Origin of the sequence: Psychrobacter sp. NC44 (assembly GCF_904846655.1) — a bacterium.
In the GTDB taxonomy this organism is placed as follows: Bacteria; Pseudomonadota; Gammaproteobacteria; order Pseudomonadales; family Moraxellaceae; genus Psychrobacter.
Window position 1 is genome coordinate 245,535 of record NZ_CAJHBN010000003.1, and the last position, 25,306, is coordinate 270,840.

At 44.2% G+C, this 25,306-nt stretch carries 23 protein-coding genes; 12 read left to right on the plus strand and 11 right to left on the minus strand.

Annotated features, from left to right (window positions below; genetic code table 11):
* Nucleotides 1–111 precede the first annotated feature (111 nt).
* Nucleotides 112–1,665 carry a type II secretion system ATPase GspE gene (gene gspE / locus JMX95_RS03650; protein WP_201552590.1) on the minus strand — a complete coding sequence of 518 codons (1,554 nt, stop codon included), beginning with the start codon at nucleotides 1,663–1,665 and terminating at the stop codon, nucleotides 112–114.
* Between the two features lie 161 nt (nucleotides 1,666–1,826).
* On the opposite strand from gspE, the gene JMX95_RS03655 reads away from it, so the two are divergent.
* Together JMX95_RS03655 and JMX95_RS03660 are read left to right on the plus strand one after the other, a co-directional pair.
* Nucleotides 1,827–2,651, plus strand: coding sequence for a thiazole synthase (locus JMX95_RS03655; RefSeq protein WP_087814573.1), 825 nt, complete (start codon nucleotides 1,827–1,829; stop codon nucleotides 2,649–2,651).
* Between the two features lie 113 nt (nucleotides 2,652–2,764).
* Nucleotides 2,765–4,204, plus strand: coding sequence for a WS/DGAT/MGAT family O-acyltransferase (locus tag JMX95_RS03660; protein ID WP_109591211.1), 1,440 nt, complete (start codon nucleotides 2,765–2,767; stop codon nucleotides 4,202–4,204).
* A 53-nt stretch (nucleotides 4,205–4,257) separates the two neighbouring features.
* Here the strand turns inward: JMX95_RS03660 and JMX95_RS03665 are convergent, their stop codons facing one another.
* Both JMX95_RS03665 and dxs read right to left on the minus strand, forming a co-directional pair.
* Entirely contained in the window at nucleotides 4,258–5,085 is an 828-nt protein-coding gene (locus tag JMX95_RS03665; protein WP_045452546.1) for an inositol monophosphatase family protein, read from the minus strand.
* Nucleotides 5,086–5,431: 346 nt separating this feature from the next.
* On the minus strand, nucleotides 5,432–7,489 hold the full coding sequence (gene dxs, locus JMX95_RS03670; protein ID WP_201552589.1) for a 1-deoxy-D-xylulose-5-phosphate synthase: 2,058 nt from the start codon (nucleotides 7,487–7,489) through the stop codon (nucleotides 5,432–5,434).
* A gap of 554 nt (nucleotides 7,490–8,043) precedes the next feature.
* On the opposite strand from dxs, the gene ribA reads away from it, so the two are divergent.
* From ribA to JMX95_RS03685, 3 genes are all read left to right on the plus strand, one after another.
* The gene (ribA, locus tag JMX95_RS03675) at nucleotides 8,044–8,715 is read left to right on the plus strand and encodes a GTP cyclohydrolase II (protein WP_045452548.1); all 672 of its coding nucleotides are present in this window, start codon (nucleotides 8,044–8,046) and stop codon (nucleotides 8,713–8,715) included.
* 30 nt (nucleotides 8,716–8,745) lie between these two features.
* Nucleotides 8,746–9,741, plus strand: a complete 996-nt coding sequence (gene hemF, locus JMX95_RS03680; protein WP_201552588.1) for an oxygen-dependent coproporphyrinogen oxidase — start codon at nucleotides 8,746–8,748, stop codon at nucleotides 9,739–9,741.
* A 411-nt stretch (nucleotides 9,742–10,152) separates the two neighbouring features.
* Nucleotides 10,153–10,623, plus strand: coding sequence for a c-type cytochrome (locus JMX95_RS03685; protein ID WP_045443409.1), 471 nt, complete (start codon nucleotides 10,153–10,155; stop codon nucleotides 10,621–10,623).
* A 112-nt stretch (nucleotides 10,624–10,735) separates the two neighbouring features.
* On the opposite strand, the gene JMX95_RS03690 is transcribed toward JMX95_RS03685, so the two are convergent.
* The 3 genes from JMX95_RS03690 to JMX95_RS03700 all read right to left on the minus strand — a co-directional run bounded on the left by JMX95_RS03690 (nucleotide 10,736) and on the right by JMX95_RS03700 (nucleotide 13,210).
* The gene (locus tag JMX95_RS03690; RefSeq protein ID WP_109591203.1) at nucleotides 10,736–11,722 is read right to left on the minus strand and encodes a mechanosensitive ion channel family protein; all 987 of its coding nucleotides are present in this window, start codon (nucleotides 11,720–11,722) and stop codon (nucleotides 10,736–10,738) included.
* 115 nt (nucleotides 11,723–11,837) lie between these two features.
* Entirely contained in the window at nucleotides 11,838–12,419 is a 582-nt protein-coding gene (gene gloA, locus JMX95_RS03695) for a lactoylglutathione lyase (protein WP_109591201.1), read from the minus strand.
* Between the two features lie 152 nt (nucleotides 12,420–12,571).
* Complete coding sequence (locus JMX95_RS03700) at nucleotides 12,572–13,210, minus strand: carbonic anhydrase (RefSeq protein WP_045443399.1); 639 nt, start codon at nucleotides 13,208–13,210, stop codon at nucleotides 12,572–12,574.
* Between the two features lie 492 nt (nucleotides 13,211–13,702).
* Here JMX95_RS03700 and potA point away from each other — a divergent pair, with 492 nt between their 5' ends.
* From potA to JMX95_RS03725, 5 genes are all read left to right on the plus strand, one after another.
* Nucleotides 13,703–14,965 (plus strand): spermidine/putrescine ABC transporter ATP-binding protein PotA, encoded by a 1,263-nt coding sequence (potA, locus tag JMX95_RS03705; protein WP_201560019.1) that lies wholly within the window; start codon nucleotides 13,703–13,705, stop codon nucleotides 14,963–14,965.
* Nucleotides 14,965–15,843, plus strand: a complete 879-nt coding sequence (gene potB, locus JMX95_RS03710; RefSeq protein ID WP_109591197.1) for a spermidine/putrescine ABC transporter permease PotB — start codon at nucleotides 14,965–14,967, stop codon at nucleotides 15,841–15,843. The genes potA and potB overlap by 1 nt, the downstream gene beginning before the upstream one ends.
* Nucleotides 15,843–16,673, plus strand: a complete 831-nt coding sequence (potC, locus tag JMX95_RS03715; RefSeq protein ID WP_109591195.1) for a spermidine/putrescine ABC transporter permease PotC — start codon at nucleotides 15,843–15,845, stop codon at nucleotides 16,671–16,673. The genes potB and potC overlap by 1 nt, the downstream gene beginning before the upstream one ends.
* 108 nt (nucleotides 16,674–16,781) lie before the next feature.
* The gene (locus JMX95_RS03720) at nucleotides 16,782–17,672 is read left to right on the plus strand and encodes a LysR family transcriptional regulator (protein WP_045452563.1); all 891 of its coding nucleotides are present in this window, start codon (nucleotides 16,782–16,784) and stop codon (nucleotides 17,670–17,672) included.
* A 321-nt stretch (nucleotides 17,673–17,993) separates the two neighbouring features.
* Entirely contained in the window at nucleotides 17,994–18,986 is a 993-nt protein-coding gene (locus JMX95_RS03725) for a tetratricopeptide repeat protein (protein ID WP_201552575.1), read from the plus strand.
* A gap of 127 nt (nucleotides 18,987–19,113) precedes the next feature.
* On the opposite strand, the gene JMX95_RS03730 is transcribed toward JMX95_RS03725, so the two are convergent.
* From JMX95_RS03730 to JMX95_RS03745, 4 genes are all read right to left on the minus strand, one after another.
* A complete protein-coding gene (locus JMX95_RS03730; protein ID WP_109591191.1) occupies nucleotides 19,114–19,485 on the minus strand; it encodes a CrcB family protein in 372 nt (123 codons plus the stop codon).
* Between the two features lie 61 nt (nucleotides 19,486–19,546).
* Nucleotides 19,547–20,605, minus strand: coding sequence for a tRNA (adenosine(37)-N6)-threonylcarbamoyltransferase complex transferase subunit TsaD (gene tsaD, locus JMX95_RS03735; protein WP_109591189.1), 1,059 nt, complete (start codon nucleotides 20,603–20,605; stop codon nucleotides 19,547–19,549).
* A 351-nt stretch (nucleotides 20,606–20,956) separates the two neighbouring features.
* A complete protein-coding gene (locus tag JMX95_RS03740) occupies nucleotides 20,957–21,466 on the minus strand; it encodes a c-type cytochrome (RefSeq protein WP_109591187.1) in 510 nt (169 codons plus the stop codon).
* Between the two features lie 84 nt (nucleotides 21,467–21,550).
* On the minus strand, nucleotides 21,551–21,949 hold the full coding sequence (locus tag JMX95_RS03745; RefSeq protein WP_109591186.1) for a hypothetical protein: 399 nt from the start codon (nucleotides 21,947–21,949) through the stop codon (nucleotides 21,551–21,553).
* 409 nt (nucleotides 21,950–22,358) lie between these two features.
* Here JMX95_RS03745 and rpsU point away from each other — a divergent pair, with 409 nt between their 5' ends.
* Nucleotides 22,359–22,574: a 30S ribosomal protein S21 gene (gene rpsU / locus JMX95_RS03750; RefSeq protein ID WP_010195908.1), complete on the plus strand. Its 216-nt coding sequence runs from the start codon at nucleotides 22,359–22,361 to the stop codon at nucleotides 22,572–22,574.
* 144 nt (nucleotides 22,575–22,718) lie between these two features.
* Entirely contained in the window at nucleotides 22,719–23,168 is a 450-nt protein-coding gene (locus JMX95_RS03755; protein ID WP_109591184.1) for a GatB/YqeY domain-containing protein, read from the plus strand.
* A gap of 47 nt (nucleotides 23,169–23,215) precedes the next feature.
* On the opposite strand, the gene JMX95_RS03760 is transcribed toward JMX95_RS03755, so the two are convergent.
* Nucleotides 23,216–24,886, minus strand: a complete 1,671-nt coding sequence (locus JMX95_RS03760; RefSeq protein ID WP_227675951.1) for a M48 family metalloprotease — start codon at nucleotides 24,884–24,886, stop codon at nucleotides 23,216–23,218.
* Nucleotides 24,887–25,306 lie beyond the last annotated feature (420 nt).

Genomic DNA, 25,306 nt, shown 5'->3' on the forward strand with positions numbered 1-25,306 from the left:
AGTAAAGAATGACCATCAAATAACTGGCTACCATAGCCAGTTATCTTTTATCTGCTATACAAACCCTTTGGCTGAGGTACGTTGAACAATCACCAACACACCTTAAATATTTTATACAAGTATCGTGTCATCAGCTAAGGCACTCTCTTTCGTCACTCGTAGCACTTCCTCTAACGTCGTACGACCTGCAATGACTTTATGCAACCCATCCGCACGAATCGACGCTGTCTGCTGACGTGCGTACTCCTCTAGCTCATACTCGGCGGTATTACTATGAATCATACGGCGCAAGGTATCATCAACGGGCACCACTTCGTATATCGCCGTCCGTCCTTTAAATCCTGATTGATTGCATTTATCACAGCCAACTGGTTTGGGTAAATTGATAGGTTTACTTGTCAAAACTTTAGCGCCATTCTCTGAGACTGGCACAATACCAATTTCAGTAAATAACTTAGCCTGTTCGCTATCAGCCACTTGCCAGCCATGACAATGTGTACATAATGTACGCACCAAGCGCTGGGCGACGACACCAATCAGTGATGACGATAATAAAAATGGCTCAACACCCATATCTTGCAGACGCGTGACGGCACCAATGGCGGTGTTGGTGTGTAAAGTTGATAAAACCAAATGTCCAGTAAGCGACGCTTGTACGGCAATCTCTGCCGTTTCTAAATCGCGAATCTCACCAACCATCACCACGTCTGGATCTTGGCGTAACATTGCACGTAAACTTTTGGCAAAAGTCATATCGACTTTATTATTAACCTGCGTTTGCCCAATGCCATCGAGCTGAAACTCAATCGGATCTTCAGCGGTCAAGATATTACGGGTTTGGTCATTGAGATCGGTCAATGCTGAATATAACGTCGTGGTTTTCCCTGAACCTGTCGGCCCTGTCACCAAAATAATGCCGTGTGGGCGATGAATCAAGCGCTTGAGCTCGCTATAATCGTTATCAGACAGCCCTAAATACGTCATATTCAGGCGACCTGCTTGCTTATCTAATAGACGCATGACCACGCGTTCACCAAAACTCGATGGCAATGTCGATACCCGCACATCAACCTCACGCCCTGCCAGCCGTAAGCTGATACGTCCATCTTGTGGCACGCGTTTTTCGGCAATATCGAGCTTGGCCATGACCTTAATACGCGATACCAATAATGGCGCTAATTGGCGTTTTGGCGTAATAATTTCTTTTAATTCACCGTCAACGCGAAAGCGAACGACCAAGCGTTTTTCAAAGGTTTCAATATGGATATCTGAGGCGTTTAAACGTATCGCTTCGGACAACAACGCATTGATGAGACGAATGATAGGTGCATCATCTTGTTGATCCATCAAATCTTCAGTTTCAGGGACACTGTCTGCCAAACTATCGAGATCAGGATGGTCTTCGAGCCCAGCGGCAATATGTTGCGACTCACCAGTATTGCCTGCATAAGCGGCGTTCATGCGCTTTTCAAAGTCATCGGCGCTGATGCTTTCATAAGTGGGCACACCGCGTACACCTTGCTGCTGTAAAAATCGCACTGCCTCATTAATCGCTGATAATGGCGTGGCTTTGGTCAGCACCAAAGTCGCTGGCAGCTCAGGATCAATGGCAAGTATGGCCAAAATTTGATGGCGTTTCGCAAAACTGTACGGCAGTTGCATCATAAAAGCGACCTGATAGATAAAGATAAACTCAGAAAGAAACTCGTGTCAAAGCGTGGCAAACGTATTATGCTTAACTGGCTAAACCAAAAAAGACTGCAAGTAAGATTGCATGATTTTGTTATAATAGCATTTTGTTTTACTCGCCATTAGGATTTTCAGTTATGTCAGAGAACACAAGCACTGCTACTCATCCGACGCCCCTTTTACAAGACACTTTTACGGTCGGGAGTCGTACTTTTTCTTCTCGTCTGTTGGTCGGTACGGGCAAGTATAAAGATATGACTGAAACGGGCGCCGCCATTGGCGCGTCGGCAGCAGAGATTGTCACCGTTGCTATTCGTCGTACTAATATTGGACAAAACAGCAATGAGCCCAATCTACTTGATGTGATTTCCCCCGATAAATACACCATCTTACCCAACACTGCTGGTTGTTTCGATGCCGAGACTGCCATTCGTACCTGTAAGCTTGCTCGCGAGCTGTTAGGCGGGCATAATCTGGTTAAGCTTGAAGTATTGGGCGATGAAAAAACCCTCTATCCGAATGTGATGGAAACGCTAAAAGCTGCCAAAGTATTGATTGATGATGGCTTTGAGGTGATGGTTTATACCTCAGACGACCCTATCGTCGCTCAAGAATTAGAAAGTATGGGCTGTGTGGCAATTATGCCACTTGGTAGCTTGATTGGTTCAGGTCTTGGTTTGCTGAATCGTCACACCCTCAGCCTTATTATCGAAAATGCCAAAGTACCGGTATTGGTCGATGCAGGCGTTGGCACGGCCTCTGATGCAGCGCTGGCTATGGAGCTTGGCTGTGATGGCGTCCTGATGAATTCGGCGATTGCCAATGCGCAAAACCCAGTCATGATGGCCCATGCCATGAAGCATGCCATCTGGGCAGGGCGCGCGGCGTTCTTGGCGGGTCGTATGCCAATGCGTAAAATGGCGACTGCCAGCTCACCGCAAACAGGATACTTTTTTCAATAGCTTTTAAATTTAATGACCATTATTAAATTGATAGTATTTAATAAAAAGTCAGCTATAAAATAATAATAAAAGAAGTAACTTTTACTCAACTTATCGTCATAAAAGGATTTATTATGCGGCTTCTCACAGCAGTCGACCAGTTGTTTTTACTTCTTGAGTCGCGTAAACAGCCCATGCATGTTGGAGGTCTATTCCTATTCGAATTGCCAGAGAATGCGGGTAGCGGCTTTGTTTGCCAATTGGTCAAACAGATGCAAGATTCTGATGTGTCGCCTACCTTTCCTTTTAACCAAGTGCTTGAGCATTTGGCTTTTTGGAAAAAGGACAAGCATTTTGATGTTGAGCATCACTTGCATCATGTTGCCTTACCAAAGCCTGCACGGGTTCGCGAGTTGTTGATGTATGTTTCAAGAGAACATGGTCGGCTGTTGGATCGTGCCATGCCATTGTGGGAATGTCATGTGATTGAGGGTATTCAACCAGAAAACGAAGGCGACCCTGAGCGTTTTGCCCTATACTTCAAAATTCACCATTCATTGGTTGATGGCATTGCTGCCATGCGCCTTGTCAAAAAATCATTATCGCAATCGCCCACTGAGCCAGTAACGCTACCGATTTGGTCATTAATGGCACGCCATCGCAATCAAGTCGATGCGATTTTACCCAAAGAGCGCTCCGCATTACGCATCATTAAAGAGCAAATATCTACTATTAAACCTGTATTTACCGAACTGCTGGATAATTTGAAAAATTATGGTGATGACAGTTATGTCGGTACTTTTGATGCGCCGATGAGTGTGCTCAATAAACGCATCTCAGCATCACGGCGTATAGCCGCGCAGTCTTATGATATTCAGCGTTTTAACGATATTGCTGAGCGACTAAATATCAGTAAAAATGATGTGGTACTAGCGGTATGTGCGGGTGCTATTCGTCGTTATCTCATCTCCATGGATGCGCTGCCTAGCAAGCCACTCATTGCTTTTGTACCGATGTCGCTGCGTACAGATGACAGTGTGGCAGGCAATCAATTATCCTTTGTACTGGCCAATTTGGGCACGCATTTAGATGATCCCTTGAGCCGAATCAAACTGATTCATCGCAGTATGAATAACGGCAAACGCCGCTTTCGACGCATGAATCAAGCCCAAGTGATTAACTACAGCGTGATTGCCTATGCTTGGGAAGGTATCAACTTAGCGACCAGTCTATTTCCCAAAAAGCAGGCGTTTAACCTGATTATCTCTAATGTGCCTGGTTCTGAAAAACCACTATATTGGAATGGTGCACGTTTGCAATCGTTGTACCCTGCGTCTATTGTCTTCAATGGTCAAGCAATGAATATCACCCTTGCTAGTTATCTAGATAAGATTGAATTTGGGATTACGGCTTGTAGTAAAGCACTGCCGCATGTACAAGAAATGCTGACGCTTATTGAAGAAGAGTTGCAACTGTTGGAAACTACCAGTAAAGCGCTTAAGTTCCAAGGCATTACGGTTGAAGATAAAAGTAGCTATAAAGTTAATGGTAAAACAAAAAAGCTGGCTCCATAATGGAACCAGCTTTTTTGTTTTAATTTGTCTTAATAATTACGCTTAAGTGGTGCTTAAAATGCGTCACCCCACGTTGGAACAACCACTTGCATCAATGGCTTCAATAACTTAATGTTACAGGCGAAAATAGAGCCTGAAGTCATTGAGTTGTGTGCGCCTGTATGGTCAACCACCACGCCACGTGCTTCGGTCACGATAAGCTCACCTGCCGCGATATCCCAAGGCTTAATTGACATCTCAAAATAGCCATCAAAACGACCGGCAGCGACATAACATAAATCAAGCGCAGCTGAGCCTAGACGACGAACTTGACCGCCTGCTTCAGAGATCTTTTGCAAGCTTTCAAAATGCTGCTTGGCATAAGAGATGACTTCGCCATTGCGTTTACGCTCAAGCGGATGACCAGTGGTAAATAGACCACCATCAATCGTTTTGCGCTCGCTCACTTGCATGCGGCGATTGTTCAAGCGCGCGCCTTTACCACGGCTAGCAGAGAACATCTCATCACGGACAGGATCATAGATCACGCCATGTTGGGTTACGCCTTTATGCTGTACGGCGATAGACACACAAAACTGCGGCACACCATGGACGAAGTTTTTGGTGCCATCTAGCGGATCAATAATCCAGCACCAGTCTGCATCTTCACCGCGACCTTCTTGCATACCAAACTCTTCACCCAAGTACGAGTGATTTGGATAGCTGGCTTTTAGGGTTTCAATCGTCAGCTCTTCGCTAAAGCGATCAATACGCGTAACCAATCCATCAAGCCCTTTTGACTCAATATCCAATTCAATTTTATGGCGGTTTTGATGCGCATATAAAATCTCTTTACCAACTTTTTCAGCAGTACGTGCTGCGATGACGACCATGGGTTCCATAAATAACCTATTTGCTTGATGAATGAATGTCAAAAATAAGACGAGCTCTGTGCCCACAACATGCCAATCAGCCGCTGCATCACACTGTATTTATACGATTAAAAAAATGCGCCATTTAAAAGCGATGATCGCATTATACTAAAATTGTTCGATAAAAAACGAAAAAAACCATGACGTTCGCCAAACCAACCCAAATTTTGGTGGTCATCACAAACTGCGTAAGTTGTAAAAAAGTCAGCACCTACGACTAAGTAGGCGTTCGCTCTATCGATCGAGCTTTTATCTATTTAACCAATACTCTGTCCAAATGACAGCTAAAAATCTTAAAAATGTTCAAAGGTATAACTTACAACAGCAACTTTTCAAGCTGCCTTACCACACCATTAACATCTAAACCACAATCAGCCATTTGCTCTGCTTGTGAGCCATGGGCGACAAAGCGATCTGGAATGCCGATATTAATAACGGCAGGACGGTTATCTTTAAAGGCTGGTGATTCGTTAAGCAAATACTCATTTACTGCACTGCCCGCGCCGCCCATAATCATGTGCTCTTCCAAAGTCGCAATGTGTGTAATACCTTGCTCTAACAACTTTTCTAATAATGCCGTGTCTAAAGGTTTTACCCAGCGCATATTAATGACATGTACCTGACAATCTGATTCTATATCATTGTCAATTAAGCTTTCTGCCGCTTGCTGAGCCGTCGCAACCATGGTACCAAATACGAGTAGCGCCAGCTTTTTAGGCGCATCCTCACTACCTAATACCGACTCTATCACTGCCTCGCCAACGTTATAAGTCTGTGCTGGCGATGCGATAACTGCGCCAGTACCGACACCACGCGGATAGCGTACTGCCGTGCAGCCTTGATATTCATAGCACGTATTGAGCAAATGGTAGCATTCGTTTTCGTCTTTTGGCGCGGCGATCAGCATATTGGGCACGCAGCGTAAAAAGGCAAAATCGAATACGCCTGCATGCGTTGCACCGTCTTCACCGACTAAACCTGCTCGGTCAATAGCAAACATCACATCAAGGTTTTGCAAAGCCACATCATGAATCAGCTGATCATAACCACGTTGCAAAAACGTCGAATAAATCGCCACAATCGGTTTGACGCCTTGGGTTGCCATACCAGCAGCCAGTGTGACTGCGTGTTGCTCAGCGATGGCTACATCAAAAAACCGCTCCGGAAATTGACGGGCAAAATCAATCATCCCCGAGCCTTCTTCCATAGCAGGTGTGACGGCAAGCAGCTTATCGTCTGCGGTTGCTTTGTCACATAAGAATTGCCCAAACACTTGCGAGTATTTTAACGCAGGTTTGGTGTTGGACAGTGATTTTTCTGTGGCGACAGCCTGAGTATCATTCTTGACTTCGACAGGAAGCTTGCTGATAGCATGATAGCCGACGGGATCTAACTCAGCTGGGGCAAAACCTTTGCCTTTGGTGGTATAAATATGGACTAAAACAGGCCCTTTTATCTGCTTGGCAAGTGACAATACCCGCAGTAGCTCAGGGATATTGTGACCATCAAACGGACCAAAGTAGGTAAAACCAATCGCTTTAAATAAATTGTCTTCTAACTGCGGCACATCACGCATCTCTTTGTGACGCTTACGGCGATCAAAGCCTTGCATATCAGGGCGTTGGCATAGTACTGGCTCGCCTGCATCAGAGATATCAACCTGATATCCTGACTCCCACAGCATCGCTAAATGCCGTGAAAAACCACCGATAGAACAAGAGATCGACATGTCATTGTCATTTAAAATGACCAATAAATCCGCATCTTGTTGCACCGCATCATTCATCGCTTCAAACGCCATACCACCGGTCATTGCACCATCACCAATGATACAAGCTACTGTTTGCGCGCGACCTTGATAACGCAGTGCTAAGCTCATGCCTAGACCAGCTGAGATTGACGTCGATGAATGACCAACGCCAAAGGTATCGTAAACGGATTCTGCACGCTCAGGAAAAGCAGTCAAACCATCTTTTGAGCGAATCGTCGCCAACTGATCACGGCGACCCGTCAATACTTTATGAGCATAGGCTTGATGACCCACGTCCCAAACGATTTGATCTTGCGGCGTATCTAATAGGTAATGCAGCGCAATGGTCAATTCAACCACGCCCAAATTGGCACCAAAATGCCCACCGCTTTGACCTGCTGAATACAATAGAAATAGCCGCAGCTCATCAGCCAAGGTGATAAGTTGAGCAGTTGTCAGAGTATTAAGATCAGCTGGCGCTGCAATGCTATCCAGCAAAGGCGTATCAGGACGGACGCGTGGAATCACAGTATAAGTCTGCTGTAAATTCGACAGCTGGGCAGCAGAATCGACAGCTGGCATAGATACGGACTGAGACTGTGGGGAATGAGGTGACTGCTGCATAAACCGTACGATACCTACCAATCTGCTGACAAGACAGCCTCTTAGTGCATAATGCTACCTAAGTGACGTCAATAATATCTACACCATTACTGGTGTAATCGACCATATAACTGTTCATACATTTATTCAGGCAGCCTTTATGTCTTTATATCAACATATAGAAGCTGCGCCGAATAGCACATACGCTGCCGTAATAGACAGCGATGGAGCTTTGCTGTGGCGCTTTCATAACAAGGGATAATATTATGCCTTATTATTCTGCATCAATATCGGATGTTAGTGACGACATAGTAATGTAAGGGCAAAGACTTGTCACTGTATCCGTCAAAATAGTATGGCATAATAGCATTTATTTTTAATTGTCGCTTTAATCATCGTGCGTCGTTTGTGAACTTTGTGTGTTTTTATAATAAAGACAATCAGCATGCACTCTTTACGAATGAATTATACTGGCATTATCCTACTTTCATCATGCAGCTAGGATATCATCGCTGTTTTAATATGGTTAAAAAAGACCCTCTACCGCCACGCTTATCGGCTTATGCAGGACATTAATGTCATATCAATTTATTACCAGTGCCAAACTACCTACTCGTCATGGCGAGTTTGATATTCATATTTTTGAAAACGACGAAGGTCAAGAGCATGTGATGCTGACTGTTGGTTTGCCTGTCGTCGATCAACATACGGCGGACAACTCACCGAGTCAGACGGACGCCACGCGAGCAGAAAAAACCATTCCATTGATTCGTATTCATTCAGAATGCTTGACAGGTGATGCTTTTAGCTCATTAAAATGTGACTGTGGACCGCAGCTCAACACGGCGATGCAAGCAATACAAGAGACTGGCTGCGGGGCGATATTATATTTGCGCCAAGAAGGTCGTGGTATTGGTCTGACCAATAAGATTCGCGCTTACGCCCTGCAAGACCAAGGTCATGATACTTTAGATGCCAACCTCATGTTGGGCTTACCTGCGGATGCGCGCATTTATGATATGTGCGGCCCGATGCTCGCTCATATCGGTGTTGACGCCGTCAGACTCATCACCAACAATCCAGACAAAGTGGCTTATCTAACTGAGCACGGTATTAATGTCGTGGAACGCGTGCCTTTATTGGTTGGGGTGAATGATATGAATGCTGAATATTTAGCGACCAAGCGCGACCGCATGGGCCATTTATTAGATAAAGATTTCAATACCGCGTTACATCTTAATAAGTAGACATCAATACACTAAATAAATAGATATTTTATGAGTATTTCAAATACAGATAATAAGACAGAGCTATCAGCGACAGACTTAACAGTGCCAGCCAATAACGACATCATGCGTGTGCGTGAATTTTTGGTCGATTTGCAGGCTCGTATCTGTCAAGCCTTAGAAGCGCAAGAACGCGATGGTGGCGGCAATGCAACCTTTGTCCCTGATGACTGGGAACGTCCTGAAGGCGGCGGCGGTCGCTCGTGTGTCCTAGCAGATGGTGAGGTGATTGAAAAAGCGGGTGTGATGTTCAGTCATATTCACGTGCATAACTTGCCTGCTTCAGCCACTGCACGCCATCCCCATATCGCTGGTCGTAAAGCTCAAGCCATGGGTGTCTCATTGGTTGTCCATCCCAAAAACCCGAACGTCCCAACCAGCCATGCCAATGTGCGTTTGTTCGTTGCTGAAGCTGAGGGCGAAGAGCCTATTTGGTGGTTTGGTGGTGGTTTTGATTTGACGCCGTTTTATCCCGTACTCGCTGATTGCGTGCATTGGCATCAAGTCTGTCATGATCTGTGCGCGCCTTTTGGTGACAGCGTCTACCCTGATTTCAAGCAATGGTGTGATGAGTATTTTCACCTACGTCATCGTGATGAGCAACGCGGTATCGGCGGCTTGTTTTATGATGATGTCAATACAGAAAGTCGTGGCTGGGACTTTGAAACCTGTTTTAATTTTATGAAGGCGGTCGGCAACGGTTATCTTGACGGTATCATGCCCATCTTTGAGCAGCGTAAAGATACCCCTTATACCGAGGCACAGCGCGAATTTCAACTTTATCGCCGTGGTCGCTATGTTGAGTACAACCTTGTTTATGACCGCGGCACGCTATTTGGACTACAAAGCAATGGCCGTATTGAGTCTATCTTAGTCAGTATGCCGCCGCTTGCCAGCTGGCATTATCGCTTTGAGCCGACTGAAGGCTCGCCTGAGTTTGCATTGACCGATTTTTATCTAAAACCACGCGATTGGTTGACTCTATAGTTTGTGTGAATATAATAAAGGCTAAGGTATTTGTTAGCTTGTCTTTAGAGAGTATCAAGAAGGTCAGCTATCCACGCTGACCTTTTTATATGAGCGCAAATTTATATGAGCGCAAATTTATATGGGCGCAAATTTATATGAACGATAATCACTGACTCAAAAATTACGATGATATAACAACTAAATTTACGTCCACTGCACAGATAACCGTTACAATGAAAACTATTGTTGGAAAAATCCTTTAGAAGCGAATGCGTTTCCAAAAGATGATGAGGTAATTTTTATAACAATACGCTTTATTTAAAAGCAGTATTTAAAAGAAGCCTTTAAGTGCAGATACTTAAAAACAGTATGTAAAGCCAGCGTTTATAAGCGCGCCTACTACTAACCAATTTTACAGGAGTAATTCACATGGCACAGGTTCATACCAACCAATCATTAAAATCTATCTTTGGCATCACATTGATGGCAGCCGCCCTAGGTCTAACAGCGTGTAGCACTGCCACTGACCCTGATGTAAAAGCCCGCCAAGATAGCATGAAAAGCTATGGTGATGCGATGGGTGTCATGGGTGATATGATGAAAGCACCTGACACCTTTGATGCCGCCGTATTCAAAGAGCAAGCCGCATTTTTAGCAGAAGACGCTGCTACGCCTTGGAGTCATTTTGAAAATAAAGAAGCCGTTGGCAATGCGACTGATGCCGTTTGGTCAAATGCCGATGGTTTTCGCGCAGAAGCAGAGAACTTTCAAAAAGTCACTGCTGAGCTGAACGCTGCTGCACAAACAGCCACTAGCATCGACGATGTCAAACCAGCCTTTGGTGAAGTCGGCGCTAGCTGTAAATCATGTCATACCGATTTTAAAGTCAAAACTGACTAAATTGTCATAAATTGATATCGTAAAAAAATCCGCCATGTCATTTGATATGGCGGATTTTTATTTCGAAAATATTGTGTAAAAGGTAGTTCTTTAAAATAACGCGCTAAACAAATTACTCTGCTACAGCTTTATTAACATCGTTATTAACATCGATCGCCTTTTGCTCATGCAATTTATTCATAATCGATGTCACTGATGGATCACTCAAATCTATCGTGCGTATCGGGAATGGAATGTTGACGTCTGCTGCATCGAGTGCGCTCTTAATCTCTACGATCACTTGATGAATCGAGGTCACTTTGTTGGCTTGAGTGCCATCTTCGATAAACCAACGTACCATCAAATCAATCGTTGAATCACCAAAACCCGTAGCAATCACACTTGGCTGCGCTTTCTTCGATACGCTTTCGACTTTATCTAACGCCTGTAGAATCTCAGCTTTTGCTGCTTCGATATCATCTTCATAGCCAATACCAACAGCCACTTGCAAACGGCGCTGCTTATAGGCGGTATTGACAGTCAATGCTGAGGTATACAAATCAGAGTTGGGAATAACCACTTGCCGACCGTCATACGTCTTGATAGTCGTGGCGCGTATTTTAATATCCTCAACCGTCCCTTCATAGTCGCCTGAGACAATCTGATCACCGATGCGAAACGGCTCTGAGATCAGCAGCAAAATACCAGAGAGCAAGTTTTGAAAAATATCTTTAAAGGCAAAACCAATAGCGACGGAACCAATACCGAGTGCACCAATCAGCTTGGCAGGCGTAAATCCTGGTACGGCAATCACCATAGCAATCATAAAACCGATAAAGATGATGAGTGCGCCGCCTACTCGCTGAAACACTTTAACCAAATTCTGATGCCGACTGCGACTGCCTAAAAGTTTGTATACCACTTTTTTGAAGACAATCGATAGAAACCAAAAAATCAGAATAACAATAATTGATGCGACAAAATAGGGAATGCGTTCAACAAAGCCAACCACTATCTCATTTGCTGAATCAATGATGCTTTGATATGTCAGCACATCTGTTGTCACTGGTTCAGGCGCTATATTGGTATTTACTGTCGTTTCTGCCTCAGAGGTAGGCATCTAGACGTCACTCCTTTGGTTGGTTGGCTTTATGCTTCCATTCACTCGATTAATTGATTGTTTGACTGGGGCATGTCCTAGATTAACTGACGTATTGACATACCAGCCTGTCAAGCTAGCCCATTAAATTTGCTTGTACAATTTCAATCCAGTAGCCATCAACATCTTTGATAAAGGCAATGTTTTTCATACTGCCATCTTCTGGACGTTTTTTGAATTCGACATTATTTTTATCAAACCAAGCAACCGCTTCATCGAGACTAGGTACGCTAAAGCAGATATGCCCAAAACCTTGTGGCTCACCATTACCATCATGATAACTGAAGTCAGCTTTCGTTTCGGTACCATAATTATGGGTCAATTCTAAAATGCCGCGTTGACGGAAGGCAAAGATTTCCAAATCATCACCCGCGGGCAAATTGTCGCGCTCGCTTTCGGTTAACTTGGCTAAAAAGTACAAATCAAAACCCATATCAGGGAATTTTTTGACTGCCAGCAAAGTCATACCAAGGACACCGGTATAAAACGCCAACGACTTGGCAGGATCTTTGACACGTAGCATGGTGTGGTTAAAAGTGAAACCTGTCGTCTGTACTGAGATAGGCTGCACACCATCGGTATTGACGCTGCTCGTTGGTTGAGCGATAAGTGATTCGTTATTATTATCAGTGGCTGAGCCAGTATTTGCTGTAGACATAGTCATCCTAATATTGACAAAATAGAGAGTTTAAAAGCAAGCGCGTGAATATTTTTTACGCGCTTGACCCTTTTATCATAATAAAAAATCGCGAAAGCATTGAGTGGGTTTTGTAAGAGCGCACACTGGGTGCTACCCATTTAACCGATTAATTAGCTGTCTAAGAAACGTACTTTTCCTGTCTCTAAATCATACTCTGCACCCACGACCAGCAATTGACCACTATTAGTTAAGTCTTCTAATGCCCGCGAGCCATGTTTGAGCTGGCTAACTGACATACGGACGTTGGCGCGGATAGAGCGATCGACCAACTCGTCTGCGTCGACATCTTGACCATTGGCAGTGGCAAGCTCATGCAAGTTATAAACGCTTGGGCGAATGCGATCGACAATCGACTGCAAGTTGGGCGAATAGTTTTTCTCAGGATTGATCAGTGTCTCAACACAAGCCGTAACAGCGCCGCAATGTGAGTGCCCAAGCACGACCACCAATTTTGTACCGAACTTTTCGGCCGCAAACTCAATCGAGCCAATCTGTGAAGGCGCGACGACATTACCGGCGACTCGAATAACGAACAAATCACCCAAGCCTTGATCAAATACAATCTCAACTGGTACTCGTGCATCCGAGCAACCCAAAATAATGGCCAAGGGATCTTGATCTTTAACCAATTCAGGTCGTCTTTGCATTGTTGGATCAGTAGTGGTCAAACTATCTATGTAGCGCATATTGCCTTCTTTTAAAAGCGCAAGAGCTTCTTGACCGGTTTTCGGGCGTGTATCGTTAGGCATAAGACATCCTTTATCATTAATAATATTAGCGTTGTAAACAGCTTTACACACATGTATTCAAACATAGATTTGCGAATGGCTACTAACCTATCAGGCGCATTGTGTTTGTCTGCCATACCGTGATTGTATAGGAATAAAAACCAAAAAATGATAAAAAATTTTGTTTAAATATCGTCATAGAATGGCAGTTATTGCCAATCATACAGAATTATAAAGTTGGAAGTGAAACTGAAAAACAGAAATGCATTAGCCAAAACCGAGCATCAAACAGACAACACCGAACTATCAAGCATCAACAGCCATTGACAGCTTAATCGTGTTGCTCGCAGAACTTATAACGAACTTGCACTGATTTATATCAAGGGTTTGTTATAATACGCGGCGACCAAATCGGGTTTACACCCATCGCTTATATCCATATCAAATCACCTTGACCACAGTGTCCTAAATAAATAGCTGTACTGCGATGTCGGACACGTAGGAATAAATATTATGACCAATTCACCGCCAAATATGCACAGAGCCTCTGCATCAGCTCAAGATGACAAAGTACTACTGCAACTGACTGGTCTAAAAAAAACCTATGATCAAACTGAAGTATTAAAAGACATCAATCTTGATATCAAGCACGGTGAATTTTTGACGCTGCTTGGTCCATCAGGCTGCGGTAAAACAACCTTACTGCGCCTAATCGCTGGTTTTGAGCAGCCAAATGCTGGGGCAATTTATCTAGACGGCGTACAGATGGCAGGCTTGCCAGCGGATAAACGTCCCGTGAACACAGTATTTCAGCAGTACGCCTTGTTTCCGCATATGAGTGTCGCACAAAATGTTGCTTACGGGCTTAAGCTCAAAAAAGTACCAAAAGATGAGATTCAAACCCGCGTGCGCGAGATGCTCGCCATGGTACAGCTGGAGCATTTAGCCAATCGCAGACCACAAGACTTGTCTGGTGGTCAGCAGCAGCGTGTCGCCATTGCACGAGCCGTCATCAATCGTCCTAAACTGTTGCTACTTGATGAGCCCCTATCTGCGCTCGATCATAAGCTGCGTTTACAAATGCAATCTGAGCTTAAACGGCTGCAACGAGAGCTTGGCATCACTTTTGTATTTGTCACCCACGATCAAGAAGAAGCGCTATCGATGTCGGATCGTATCGCCGTGATGAAAGATGGCACTTTTCAGCAAATCGGCACGCCTATTGAGATTTATGAAACGCCGTCGAATTTATTTACCGCCAAGTTTATCGGTGAGACCAACTTGTTTAAAGCGGAAGTCAGAGGCGTTTATCCTGACCAACCAGATCGCGACGGTCGCGTGACCAATGGTCGTATCGAAGTCGAAGTTTGTGAAGCACAAGCGCAAGATGGTCCGACCACCTTACGCAATTTACGCCGTCCTGATTTTGCTAACGACGTACAAGTGGGCGATATCGTTAATTTATTGTTACGTCCTGAAGATTTGCGAATTTATGACCCCAATGATAAAGAACATGGTGGCTTACTCGGGCGAGTGATTGAAAGCAACTATAAAGGTAGCACCTTAGATTCGATTATTGAATTAGCAAACGGTCACATTATTAAGGCTTCTGAATTCTTTGATGAGGACGATCCAAGCTTTGATTACAAGTTATATGAAGGTGTCAAAGTATCATGGGTCGATGGCTGGGAGTGGGTACTACCAGAAGACGGTACGCTTGATGATGAAGCCAATCATCAAGCTGCCAGTTTAGCTACTCAAAAGGATATTAGCTGATGGCAGGTCATAGCTTAGGCAGCAAAAGTCCTTTTCGTACCGTAACGCTTTGGCTGATTTGGGGTTGGTTATTGATATTTGCGCTATTGCCAAATATCTTAGTCATCGCTGTCAGTTTTTTGACCCGTGATAGCAGTGCTTTTATTAGCTTGCCTGTCAGCATCGACAGCTATATACGCATGATTGATCCGCTATATTTTGGCGTATTTATTCACTCGTTATGGATGGCAGGTATCACAACCATCATCTGCTTGTTACTTGGCTACCCTTTTGCTTGGCTGATAGCCAAGGCCAAAACGCGTTGGCAGCCGCTACTCATGATGCTGTTAATCCTACCATTTTGGACCAACTCTTTGGTGCGTACTTATGCACTAAAGTTACTGTTTGCCAATAATGGTTTGATTAATAAATCGCTGCTGGCAATCGGTATCATCGATGCCCCGATTGATATTTTATACACGCAAGTGGCGGTGATTGCTGGTTTGACGTACTTATTGTTCCCATTTATGGTGTTGCCGTTATACGCAGTATTTACCGATTTGCGTAATGACATGCTACTCGCTTCACAGGATTTGGGCGCATCAAAGACCCAGACTTTTTGGCATATCATATTGCCATTGACGACGCCTGGCATTATCTCAGGGGTATTATTGGTGCTGCTGCCTGCAATGGGTATGTTTTATGTGGCAGATATTTTGGGTGGTTCACGCAATTTATTGGTCGGCAATATCATCAAAAACCAGTTCTTGGATGCGCGTGACTGGCCATTTGGCGCAGCTGCCAGCGTGTTATTAACACTAGCAATGGCAGTATTATTACTCGCCTACCGTGCCAGTAGTCGCCGCATTGGCAAGACCGACTTTAATGAGGTGGCCTAATGTCTGATAGTTCACTGAATCATCAACTGAATAGCTCGGCAACTAAAAAAAGATCGTCTATTAAGATTGGCAGTATCGCGGCTAAAGGCTATCTTGGTCTCATTTATACCATGCTGTATTTGCCAATTATCGTCTTAGTCGTCATGTCCTTTAATAAATCAAAAGTCGGCTATAACTGGGGCGGCTTTAGCTTAAAGTGGTATGAGTCGCTGTTGAATAACCAAGCGATGCTCGATTCTTTTTGGCATTCTATTGTATTAGGATTGGTCGCAGCCACCGTCTCAACTTTGATAGGAACGCTAACTGCTCTCGCGCTACATCGGTATAACTTTCGCGGTAAAGGCTTATTAAATGGGTTGTTATTTGTATTAATGATGTCGCCTGAAATTGTACTCGCTATTTCATTATTGGCATTATTCTTATTAATAGGGTTGCAATTAGGGTTCGTCTCGCTGTTACTCGCGCACATTACTTTTTGCTTACCGTTTGTAGTCATCACGGTGTTTGCACGATTGAGCAGTCTGGATGAACGCTTGATGGAAGCCGCACGCGACTTGGGTGCTAGTGAATCAACGATGGTGCGTACCGTGCTCATTCCTGTCATTCTGCCCGCAGTGATGGCAGGTTGGTTGCTCGCCTTTACCTTATCGCTTGATGATGTAGTGGTTTCTACCTTTGTCACGGGGCCCAGTTATGAGATTTTACCGCTACGAATTTATTCGATGGTACGGGTAGGACTCAAACCAGAGGTCAATGCCATTGGGACTATTTTATTGGTTGCCTCGCTGATATTGGTCATTATTTCGCAGCTATTATTGCGTCGACGCTAATTTATCGCTGCTCATTTAATATTGCTGATTAAAAATCGGACTTTGAATGAAAATCAGCGCTATATCGATTATAATGAATTTTTCTCACTTTAGCGGTTAGGTTGTCTTATGTTAGAGCTTCGTCATCTCAATACCTTAACCGCGCTACGAGCGCATGGCTCATTGGCGGCGGCTGCCGATGAATTGCACGTCACAGCGTCTGCGGTCTCGCATCAGCTAAAAGAGCTGGAAAATTATTACGATATCAGCTTGGTCAATCGCCGAACACGCCCGCTGACTTTTACGCCAGCTGGCAAGACGGTATTGGCATTGGCAGATAGCATCATGCCGCAGGTCACTCGTACCAAATCCAACCTTAAACGCTTAGCTCACGGTCAAGCGGGTAGATTACGGCTAGCCTCTGAATGTCACAGTTGCTTCGATTGGCTAATGCCGATACTCAATCATTACCGCCGCGAATGGTCTGATGTAGAGCTAGATTTTGCGACTGGTTTTGAGCCAGAGCCGCACCACTTATTGATGGAAGGTGATATTGATTTACTCATTACCACCAGCGATTTACCGATAGACGGTATCAGCTATCAGCCGTTATTTGAGTATGAAAGTCGCTTGGTGCTATCACCAACGCATGATTTGGCGGCGCAGAAATTTATTGAGCCAGATGACTTAACCAATGAAACCCTGATTGCGTATCCAGTGGAAGCCAAGCGTCTCGATATTATTGCCAACTTTATGACCCCTGCGCAAGTAAGCTTTGATAGTATTCGCACTACAGAGTTGACGGCGATGCTGATTCAATTGGTTGCTAGTGAACGCGGTGTGGCGGCGTTACCTGATTGGGTGGTTGCTGAATATGAGAAAAAAGGCTGGGTCGTCTCGCGTCCATTGGGTACGGGTGTGCATTGTCAGCTATATGCAGCGACGCGCACATCAAGCCAAGATACCGCTTATATGCAAGGTTTTGCGAATTTATTAGAAGGTATTGTGAAGCCGGTGTAGTATTTCACTATCTACTAAATTATTCCAGTTAAGAAATATCATCCGCTCTCTTACGCTATGACGAGCGTTATGGTAAATAACGGTACCCTAGTGAGGACTTGAAGGTTCGGCTGTGTGCTAATGATAATAAGAGTTTGAATTATGGAAATAATTCCAGTGTACTTCGTAGTGTACATAACAGGCATTGAACATATTCCAATAATGGGTCTTATATTAAATGAAAATTAGCACAAAAAAGCCACCGAGCCGACAGCTCTAAAATATACCTGCTAACATGTTATTAACTTTACAACCTTCCAACTTTATAAATAGAGACTTGCCATGTCACTGCTGAAAAACTCAGTCATATACAAGCTAGTAATTTTTATAGTATCAGTATTTTTTTCTATATTAGCCACTGCCTCACCATTATCAGATGCTGAAATATTAGCCTTCGCATCAGCGACCATACCGGCTGAAGGTTCAACGATATTTAATCCTGTGAAACCTGTAACGTACCCAAAAACAGATGCAGATATAGCTCAAGATCGAGCAGATATAGCTCGGGCTGAGGCAGATATAGCCCAAGCGCAAGCAAATACAGCTAATGAAGACGAAATACATTTAGCTCAATATCAAGCAGATTTAGCTCAAGATCAAGCAAGTTTAGCTCAAGAGCTAGCTACATCTATGAAATTTAAAAATATTAGCAATCCACTGGAAGTACTAGCAGAGCAAGGTGATGCTAAGGCTCAGTATCTTGTTGGAGCAGAGTATTTCGGTGGTTTTGGTAGTGTCAAGGATTCTAAAAAGGCGTTTGAGTGGTGGCAGAAGTCAGCCAGTCAAGGAAATATTGATGCTCAATCTGATCTTGGAGGAATGTATTTTCATGGCGATGGAACCACTAAGAATTATAAAAGGGGGATTGAATGGTGGGAGAAAGCAGCTAATCAAGGAAATGTTAAAGCTCAACATAATCTTGGTGTGACATATCACAAAGGTTATGGTACTTATGGCGCAGGTAAGGATTATAAAAAGGCACTTGAATGGTATCAAAAAGCAGCTAATCAAGGGGCAGCCAGCTCACAAAATAATCTTGGTTTTATGTATTTCGAGGGTCTTGGCGTCCGTCAAGATTATAAAAAGGCATTTAAGTGGTATCAAAAAGCAGCTAATCAAGGAAATTTTGATGGGCAAAACAACCTTGGTCGGATGTACTTCAAAGGCTATGGGGTTCGCCAAAACAAGGCTAAAGCTAAAGAAATATTTGGTAAGACCTGTGATGGTGGAAATCAAGCTGGATGTGATAACTATCGACTACTGAACCAAGAATAGAGTTCTGGGTATACCCCAACGGAACCACCTAATTAGGCTGATTAATCAATTAATAGACCACTTAAAACAGACTGGTATAATGGAACCACTTATATTAGACCATTATGCGAATGGCATCTATCAAAGCTTATAAAACCAGCTTAAAGAAGTAAAATCCGATAGCGGTTGCTAGTAACGTCAGTCCCACATGTAGCCCAACCAATCCCAAACCTGCTAGTAGTTTACCAGCATTGATAAAGGTAAAAACTTCTGCACTAAAAGTACTAAAAGTGGTCAATCCGCCCAAAAAACCGGTAATCACAAATAGTCGGACATTGGGCGATAAACTGCTGCCCACGCGCTCAAACCACACCAGTGCCAACCCTATTAATAGTCCACCCAATACATTAGCACCAAGCGTCCCAAGGGGTATCCAGTGGTGCAGCGGATTAAAGCGAGCCAACCATGCCCGCAGGCAAGCCCCAATGGCAGCCCCTAGTCCAATAGCAAGCCACTGCATAGTTCATCCTTAGGTTTAATAAAGGTTAACGGAGATAGTATTAGTATTGAGCAAAGCCATCTTACACTGCTGGTAGCTCAGTCATCGGCCAACGCGGCACACAGCTCACCGCTAAATCATCAGACTGCCCTGCCTGCAAGCGCTCATAACCAGCATAAGCAATCATCGCCCCATTATCAGTACATAATGCAGGCGGCGCATAATGCACAGTGGCATTTATCTTGGCAAGCTCACTCTCCAAAGTTTCACGCAAATGAGTGTTGGCACTGACACCGCCCGCAATCACCAATCGACTCATCTCTACTTGCTTTAGTGCTTTCACGCACTTTCGCACTAGCGTATCGACGACTGCATGCTGAAAGCTGGCGGCGATATCGGCGCGAACTTGCGGATCGCTGTCCGTATTATTCCCTGAGCCACCTGAACCATCGGTGTCTTTAATAAGGTTATGCACGGCGGTTTTCATACCACTAAAAGAAAAATCTAATCCGCGATGTAGCATGGGTCTTGGCAAATTGTAAGCAGTTGGGTTGCCTGTTTCAGCCAATCTGGCAATATTGGGACCACCCGGATAGGGCAAACCTAACATTTTGGCGGCTTTATCAAAGCATTCACCTGCGGCATCATCGATCGACTCACCCAATATCTCATATTGCCCGACACCACGTGCGGCGATGAGTAATGTATGCCCACCTGAGACCAATAACGAAACAAACGGAAAGGCGGGTGGATTGGCACCCATCAGCGGTGCGAGCAGATGTCCTTCCATATGATGGATACCAATGGCAGGAATATCCAAACCATATGCCAAACTGCGCCCAAATAATGCGCCCGTCATCAGAGCGCCAATGAGTCCAGGTCCCTTGGTATAAGCAATGGCATCAATCTCGCTTTTCTTCACATTACACTGCTCTAACAACTCATTAAGCAAAGGCACCAACTTACGAATATGATCGCGACTGGCAAGCTCAGGCACAACGCCACCATACAGTGCGTGCAGCTCTATTTGTGAATACAGGACTTGTCCAACCAGCCCTTGATTGTCACTATTCATCTGCTCACTGTCAAAAATCGCCAGACCTGTCTCATCACAAGAAGTCTCTAAACCCAATACTTTCATATTTTTGCCTTTATCATACTTTGGTCTGCGTATTATTTTTTACAACGCTGCTATCTTTTAGGTCGTGTCGTCTTTTTAAAAATGGTGATAAAAATGAGATAAATTGCCGTCAAACAAGGAAAGCAGCGTAAATACTATCGAGATATTAATAAGCTATTTGACAATGTTTGGCGATGTTTGGCGATGTTTGACAAAGTTTAGCCATTTTTAACCCATTTAGAGGTTAATCGATTGAATTGAGGACACGCCCTAGTATCTGCCAAAAAACGTGCATAAAAAAACCGCCATTGTCAGTCACAATGACGGTCAGTTTAACAAATTTCAATGGTCAATATCTCTTAATATACCGGATCAGCTAACTGCTTCAATCATGTAATCTACAGCTGCGTAAACTTGGGCTTCACTGACCTTATCGGTGGCTTGGGCTGGCATCTTATTAAAGCCTTTTGCCGAATGCATGTGCAGCGTCTCTGTGCCTTTAGCCAGACGCGGCTCCCACGCGGCTTTATCACCATATTTCGGCGCGTTCAGCAGCCCTCCTTCATGACAAACCTTACAGTTGGTCTCATAAAGCTTGGCGCCTGCATCCGCAGCCAACACTTCAGGCTCCGCGGAGATTTCCTGCACTGGCTTATCTTCAATGACCGTCGTCTCGGTATCTGCCACAGGTTCAGGTGTAACGACTTCAGGTTCGACTATAGGTGCGTCTTCTACCACTGCCGTTGTATCGGCAGATTCATTGACAACAGCAGGCTCTTCAACCGCTGCATTGTCACCACTACAAGCAGTGATTGCTAATAGCGCACTTAAACTAATGGCAGATAAGACCAGTTTATTCATACGCTGCTGTTTACTTATCATGATCACACCTCTATTCGATATTTCATGTTAGCGACTGTTTATGACAGCGCATAAATTCAAAACCTATCAACCCACAAACCGTGATTAGTTCGTAGCTGGTTCAGCGTCAGCAGTAGGCGTTGCCGCCGTATCAGCAGCTGGCACATCTGCACTACTAGCTGGCATAACTGCACTGTCAGCGACAGCAACATCGCTATCCGTTGCATCTGTCATATCAGTAGCAGTCGTCCCTGCTTCAGCAGCTGCAGCACCATCTACTGTGCCATCAGCTTCAGTTACTGGCGCTGGAGCCGTTTCTGGGAACTCCATTTTTTCAGCTTCAGGTGCGTTTTTGCGAGCCAGCTCAGCGGCTTCATCAACGCGATCTTTTGCCAATACTTCGTGTGATTCGCCTTCTTTTTCACCACTACAAGCGCTAATGCCAAAGCCAAGAGCAAGGATAAATGCGGTGCTTAGCGCTATATTTAGTCCTGTTTTTTTCATTCCAACATCCTCAATAAAATACACATAAAATGGTTAATATGCTGACTATTATATGCAAATTATCATAGCATAAACTCCAACCAAACCGTTATAGACAGTAGGGTTTTTTATTCATAGTAATTTTATACTTTGCATTTATAGTTTCATTAAAGCGGGAGCAAAAACCTGCGTTCTAACTACTTTTCTAATTGTCTCTGCGTATTGTACCTTGCAACTTAATGATAAATATGGATTAATGTGCTAAAATCATTGACTTAACTGACATTTTTTATTAAAATGCTTGCCCTTGTGCTCATGCGCAAGATTATCCTAGTTTGAGCTGATGCCTGTAATCTTGAGATATTACGGCTAAATACTAATACACAGCCAGACTAATGCCCTTATATCTCATCCTAATCGAGGAGTCTTCATGCCTGCAGTTAAGGTTAAAGAAAACGAACCAGTTGACATCGCTATCCGTCGTTTCAAGCGTGCTTGCGAAAAAGCTGGCGTATTATCAGACGTACGTAAGCGTGAGTTTTATGAAAAACCAACGCAAGTACGTAAGCGTAAAAAAGCTGCTGCCGTAAAGCGTTATAAGAAAAAATTACAACGCGAAACTATTCGTACCACTCGTATGTACTAATCGATAATTCGATTAATTAAGTACAAGTGCTACATTAACGCCACTGTTATCCATTGATATCAGTGGCGTTTTTTATGCTACAATTTTTATTATTATTGCTTAAAAATTTGAATAAATACCTCTTAACAAATAAGGATAATAACAATGAGCCAACTGAAACAGACTTTATCAGACAATGTCAAAGTGTCTATGAAAGCGCGTGAGCTTGAGCGTGTCAAAGTACTGCGTAACGTGCAAGCGGTTATCAAGCAAATTGAGATTGACCGTCAAATAGAGCTTGATGATGCGCAAGTCTTAGATATACTGCAAAAGCAGCTAAAACAACGCCATGAGTCGTTGAATATTTTTACCAAAAACAATCGTGATGATCTGGCAACCAAAGAGCAGTTTGAGATTGATATCATCAATGAATTTATGCCAAAACAAATGGATGATGCTGAACTTGCGGCCTTGGTCAATGCGGAAATCGCTGCACAAGGCGCAACCTCTATGCGTGACATGGGCAGTGTGATGGGTGTATTAAAGAACAAAACCGCAGGACGCGCAGACCCTGCGCTCATCTCTAAGCTGGTGAAAGATGCGCTGCAAGGCTAGTAATTAGTGTCATCAAAAGCTAATGACGACATCGTAAAAATAACCGCCTAAGGCTCAAAGTCTTTGGCGGTTTTTACTGCTTTGATTTCTGCATTGATATTGGCAAGCAATGGACGGGCGCTACTGGCTTGAGCCGTGGTTTGTAGTTTTTCCGCCAGTTGTTTGGCTTGGGTCAGTGACGTCAACGCACTCTCGTAACGACTACTCCATAGTTGGTCATGACTGCGATAGCGTAGCGCGTTAATGGTGGCAATATTTTTCAGGGACGCAGAGTCGGTCATTTTTGCCAGTTTTTCATTGGCCAGTTGCAGACTTTGCCAAGCATAACGGTCGCTTGGCTGCTGCTCGGTCAGTGGTTTAAGCAACGCTTGGGCTTTGATGGGCTGATTGCTATTGGTAAGCGCTTCTGCCAAATAAAGACGCAGATCACGACGCTCAGGATAAACACGCTGCTGGCTGGCTAATACGTCCGCCGCTTGTGACCATTTATTCTGCTCCGTTAGAATTTGGCTATGAGTAATCGATAGTAAAGGCTCTAAATTTTGGCGCTGCGTAGGCGGCAGTCGATTGATTTCAGCCAGTAAATCGCTTGCCTCTGTAAAGCGTTGCTGTTCGCCATACCAGTTCATCAAAGCCAATTTGGCACCTATGCTATTTTTAGCAGCCGTCATTAGCACTGTCTCTGAGGCGTGTTTACCCGTACTTTGGACACGCCAATAGAGCAGATCAAACAACGCCTGATGGCGCTGCTGCTGATTTAGTGACAGTGAGGGATAATGCTGGGCACGACTTTGTGCTTCACTTAAGCGCTCGTTACTCAGTGGATGCGAGCGTACGAAGCTTGGTAAAAATCGATTTTCAACTTGGTTGAGCTGGCTACGTTGGTTCATCGTGGCAAAGAATCGCGGCATCGCACTTGGGTCGTAGCCTGCTTGGGTCATGATTTGCATGCCCACCCGATCGGCCTCGCGCTCATTATTTCGACTAAATGCCATCGTGCTGTTCATCGTTGCCGTTTGGCTACCCATCATCACTGCCGCCGCTGCATCACCATCGACCGCCGATGCTGCAATCGCAGCCAGCATACCGCCTATCTGCATCAGCAAGGCCTTTTTGCGCTCATCAGCACCACTTTCATAATGGCGCTGACTGATGTGAGCAACTTCATGCGCCACCACACTGGCAAGCTCATCCATACTGCTAGCGGCCAGAATCGTCCCTGTATTGAGTCCAATGACACCGCCTGGTGCTGCAAAGGCATTGATACTTGGGTTATCAATGATAACCAAACCCATCGGCGCTTGCTGCCTTGCTTGCGCATTGAGACGCCAAGTCATGTCTTTGACCGTTTCTTGAATCCAAGGATCATGCTCCATTTTGATACGACCATTGACGTTCCGTAACGACCATTCGCCGAGCAATTTATTTTGATATTGCTCAGCGAAGCTCAAGCCTTGTCCGCGCAAATTGGGCAGATTTAGCTCTTCTGAGCCGGTGGTTTGCCATGAATTATAATTGGATGCCATCGCTTTGCTGCTCGTATTAGCATTATTAAGACTATTCTCGCTCATGGCAGCAGTGGTCATCGTCATTAGTATCGCCGACAACGCCAATTTAATAGCGCTCGATAATGCCATCGAACGCGCGGCACTTTTACATTTTTTTCCCTGAGTCATGGGCGCATTACCAAGTATCGATTGTCTATTAAAATGGTTCAAGTACGTATCCTATGCAAGTGAGTAATGATACTGTTTTTGAAGTAAGGTGTTTTTGAAATAAGGTGTTTTTGAAGTAAGGTCTTTTCGAATGATTTTTTGACTAAACGTTTTTCGACTATACGAGCTTGCTGATATAAGGTCAATTCTAGTCTGCATTCGACTACCAATAACTCAGCTGTCCGTCACTATTGTGCAACATGGCTTTAGTCAATCCCCTATAAAATAGATATGGTGTCAGGCGCGCTCAGTCTACTATTTTTAGTACTTTTGCTCGTTTTCCTTGTATCTAAATTATCTTGAACAAACTATAGGTGATTCTAATGAACTGAATGTGACGTTGATTATATTCAACTTCAACTACATATCGGCTATTTGGTATAATGGCATTTCATGATTATAGGGTCTGGCCACTGCCGAGTG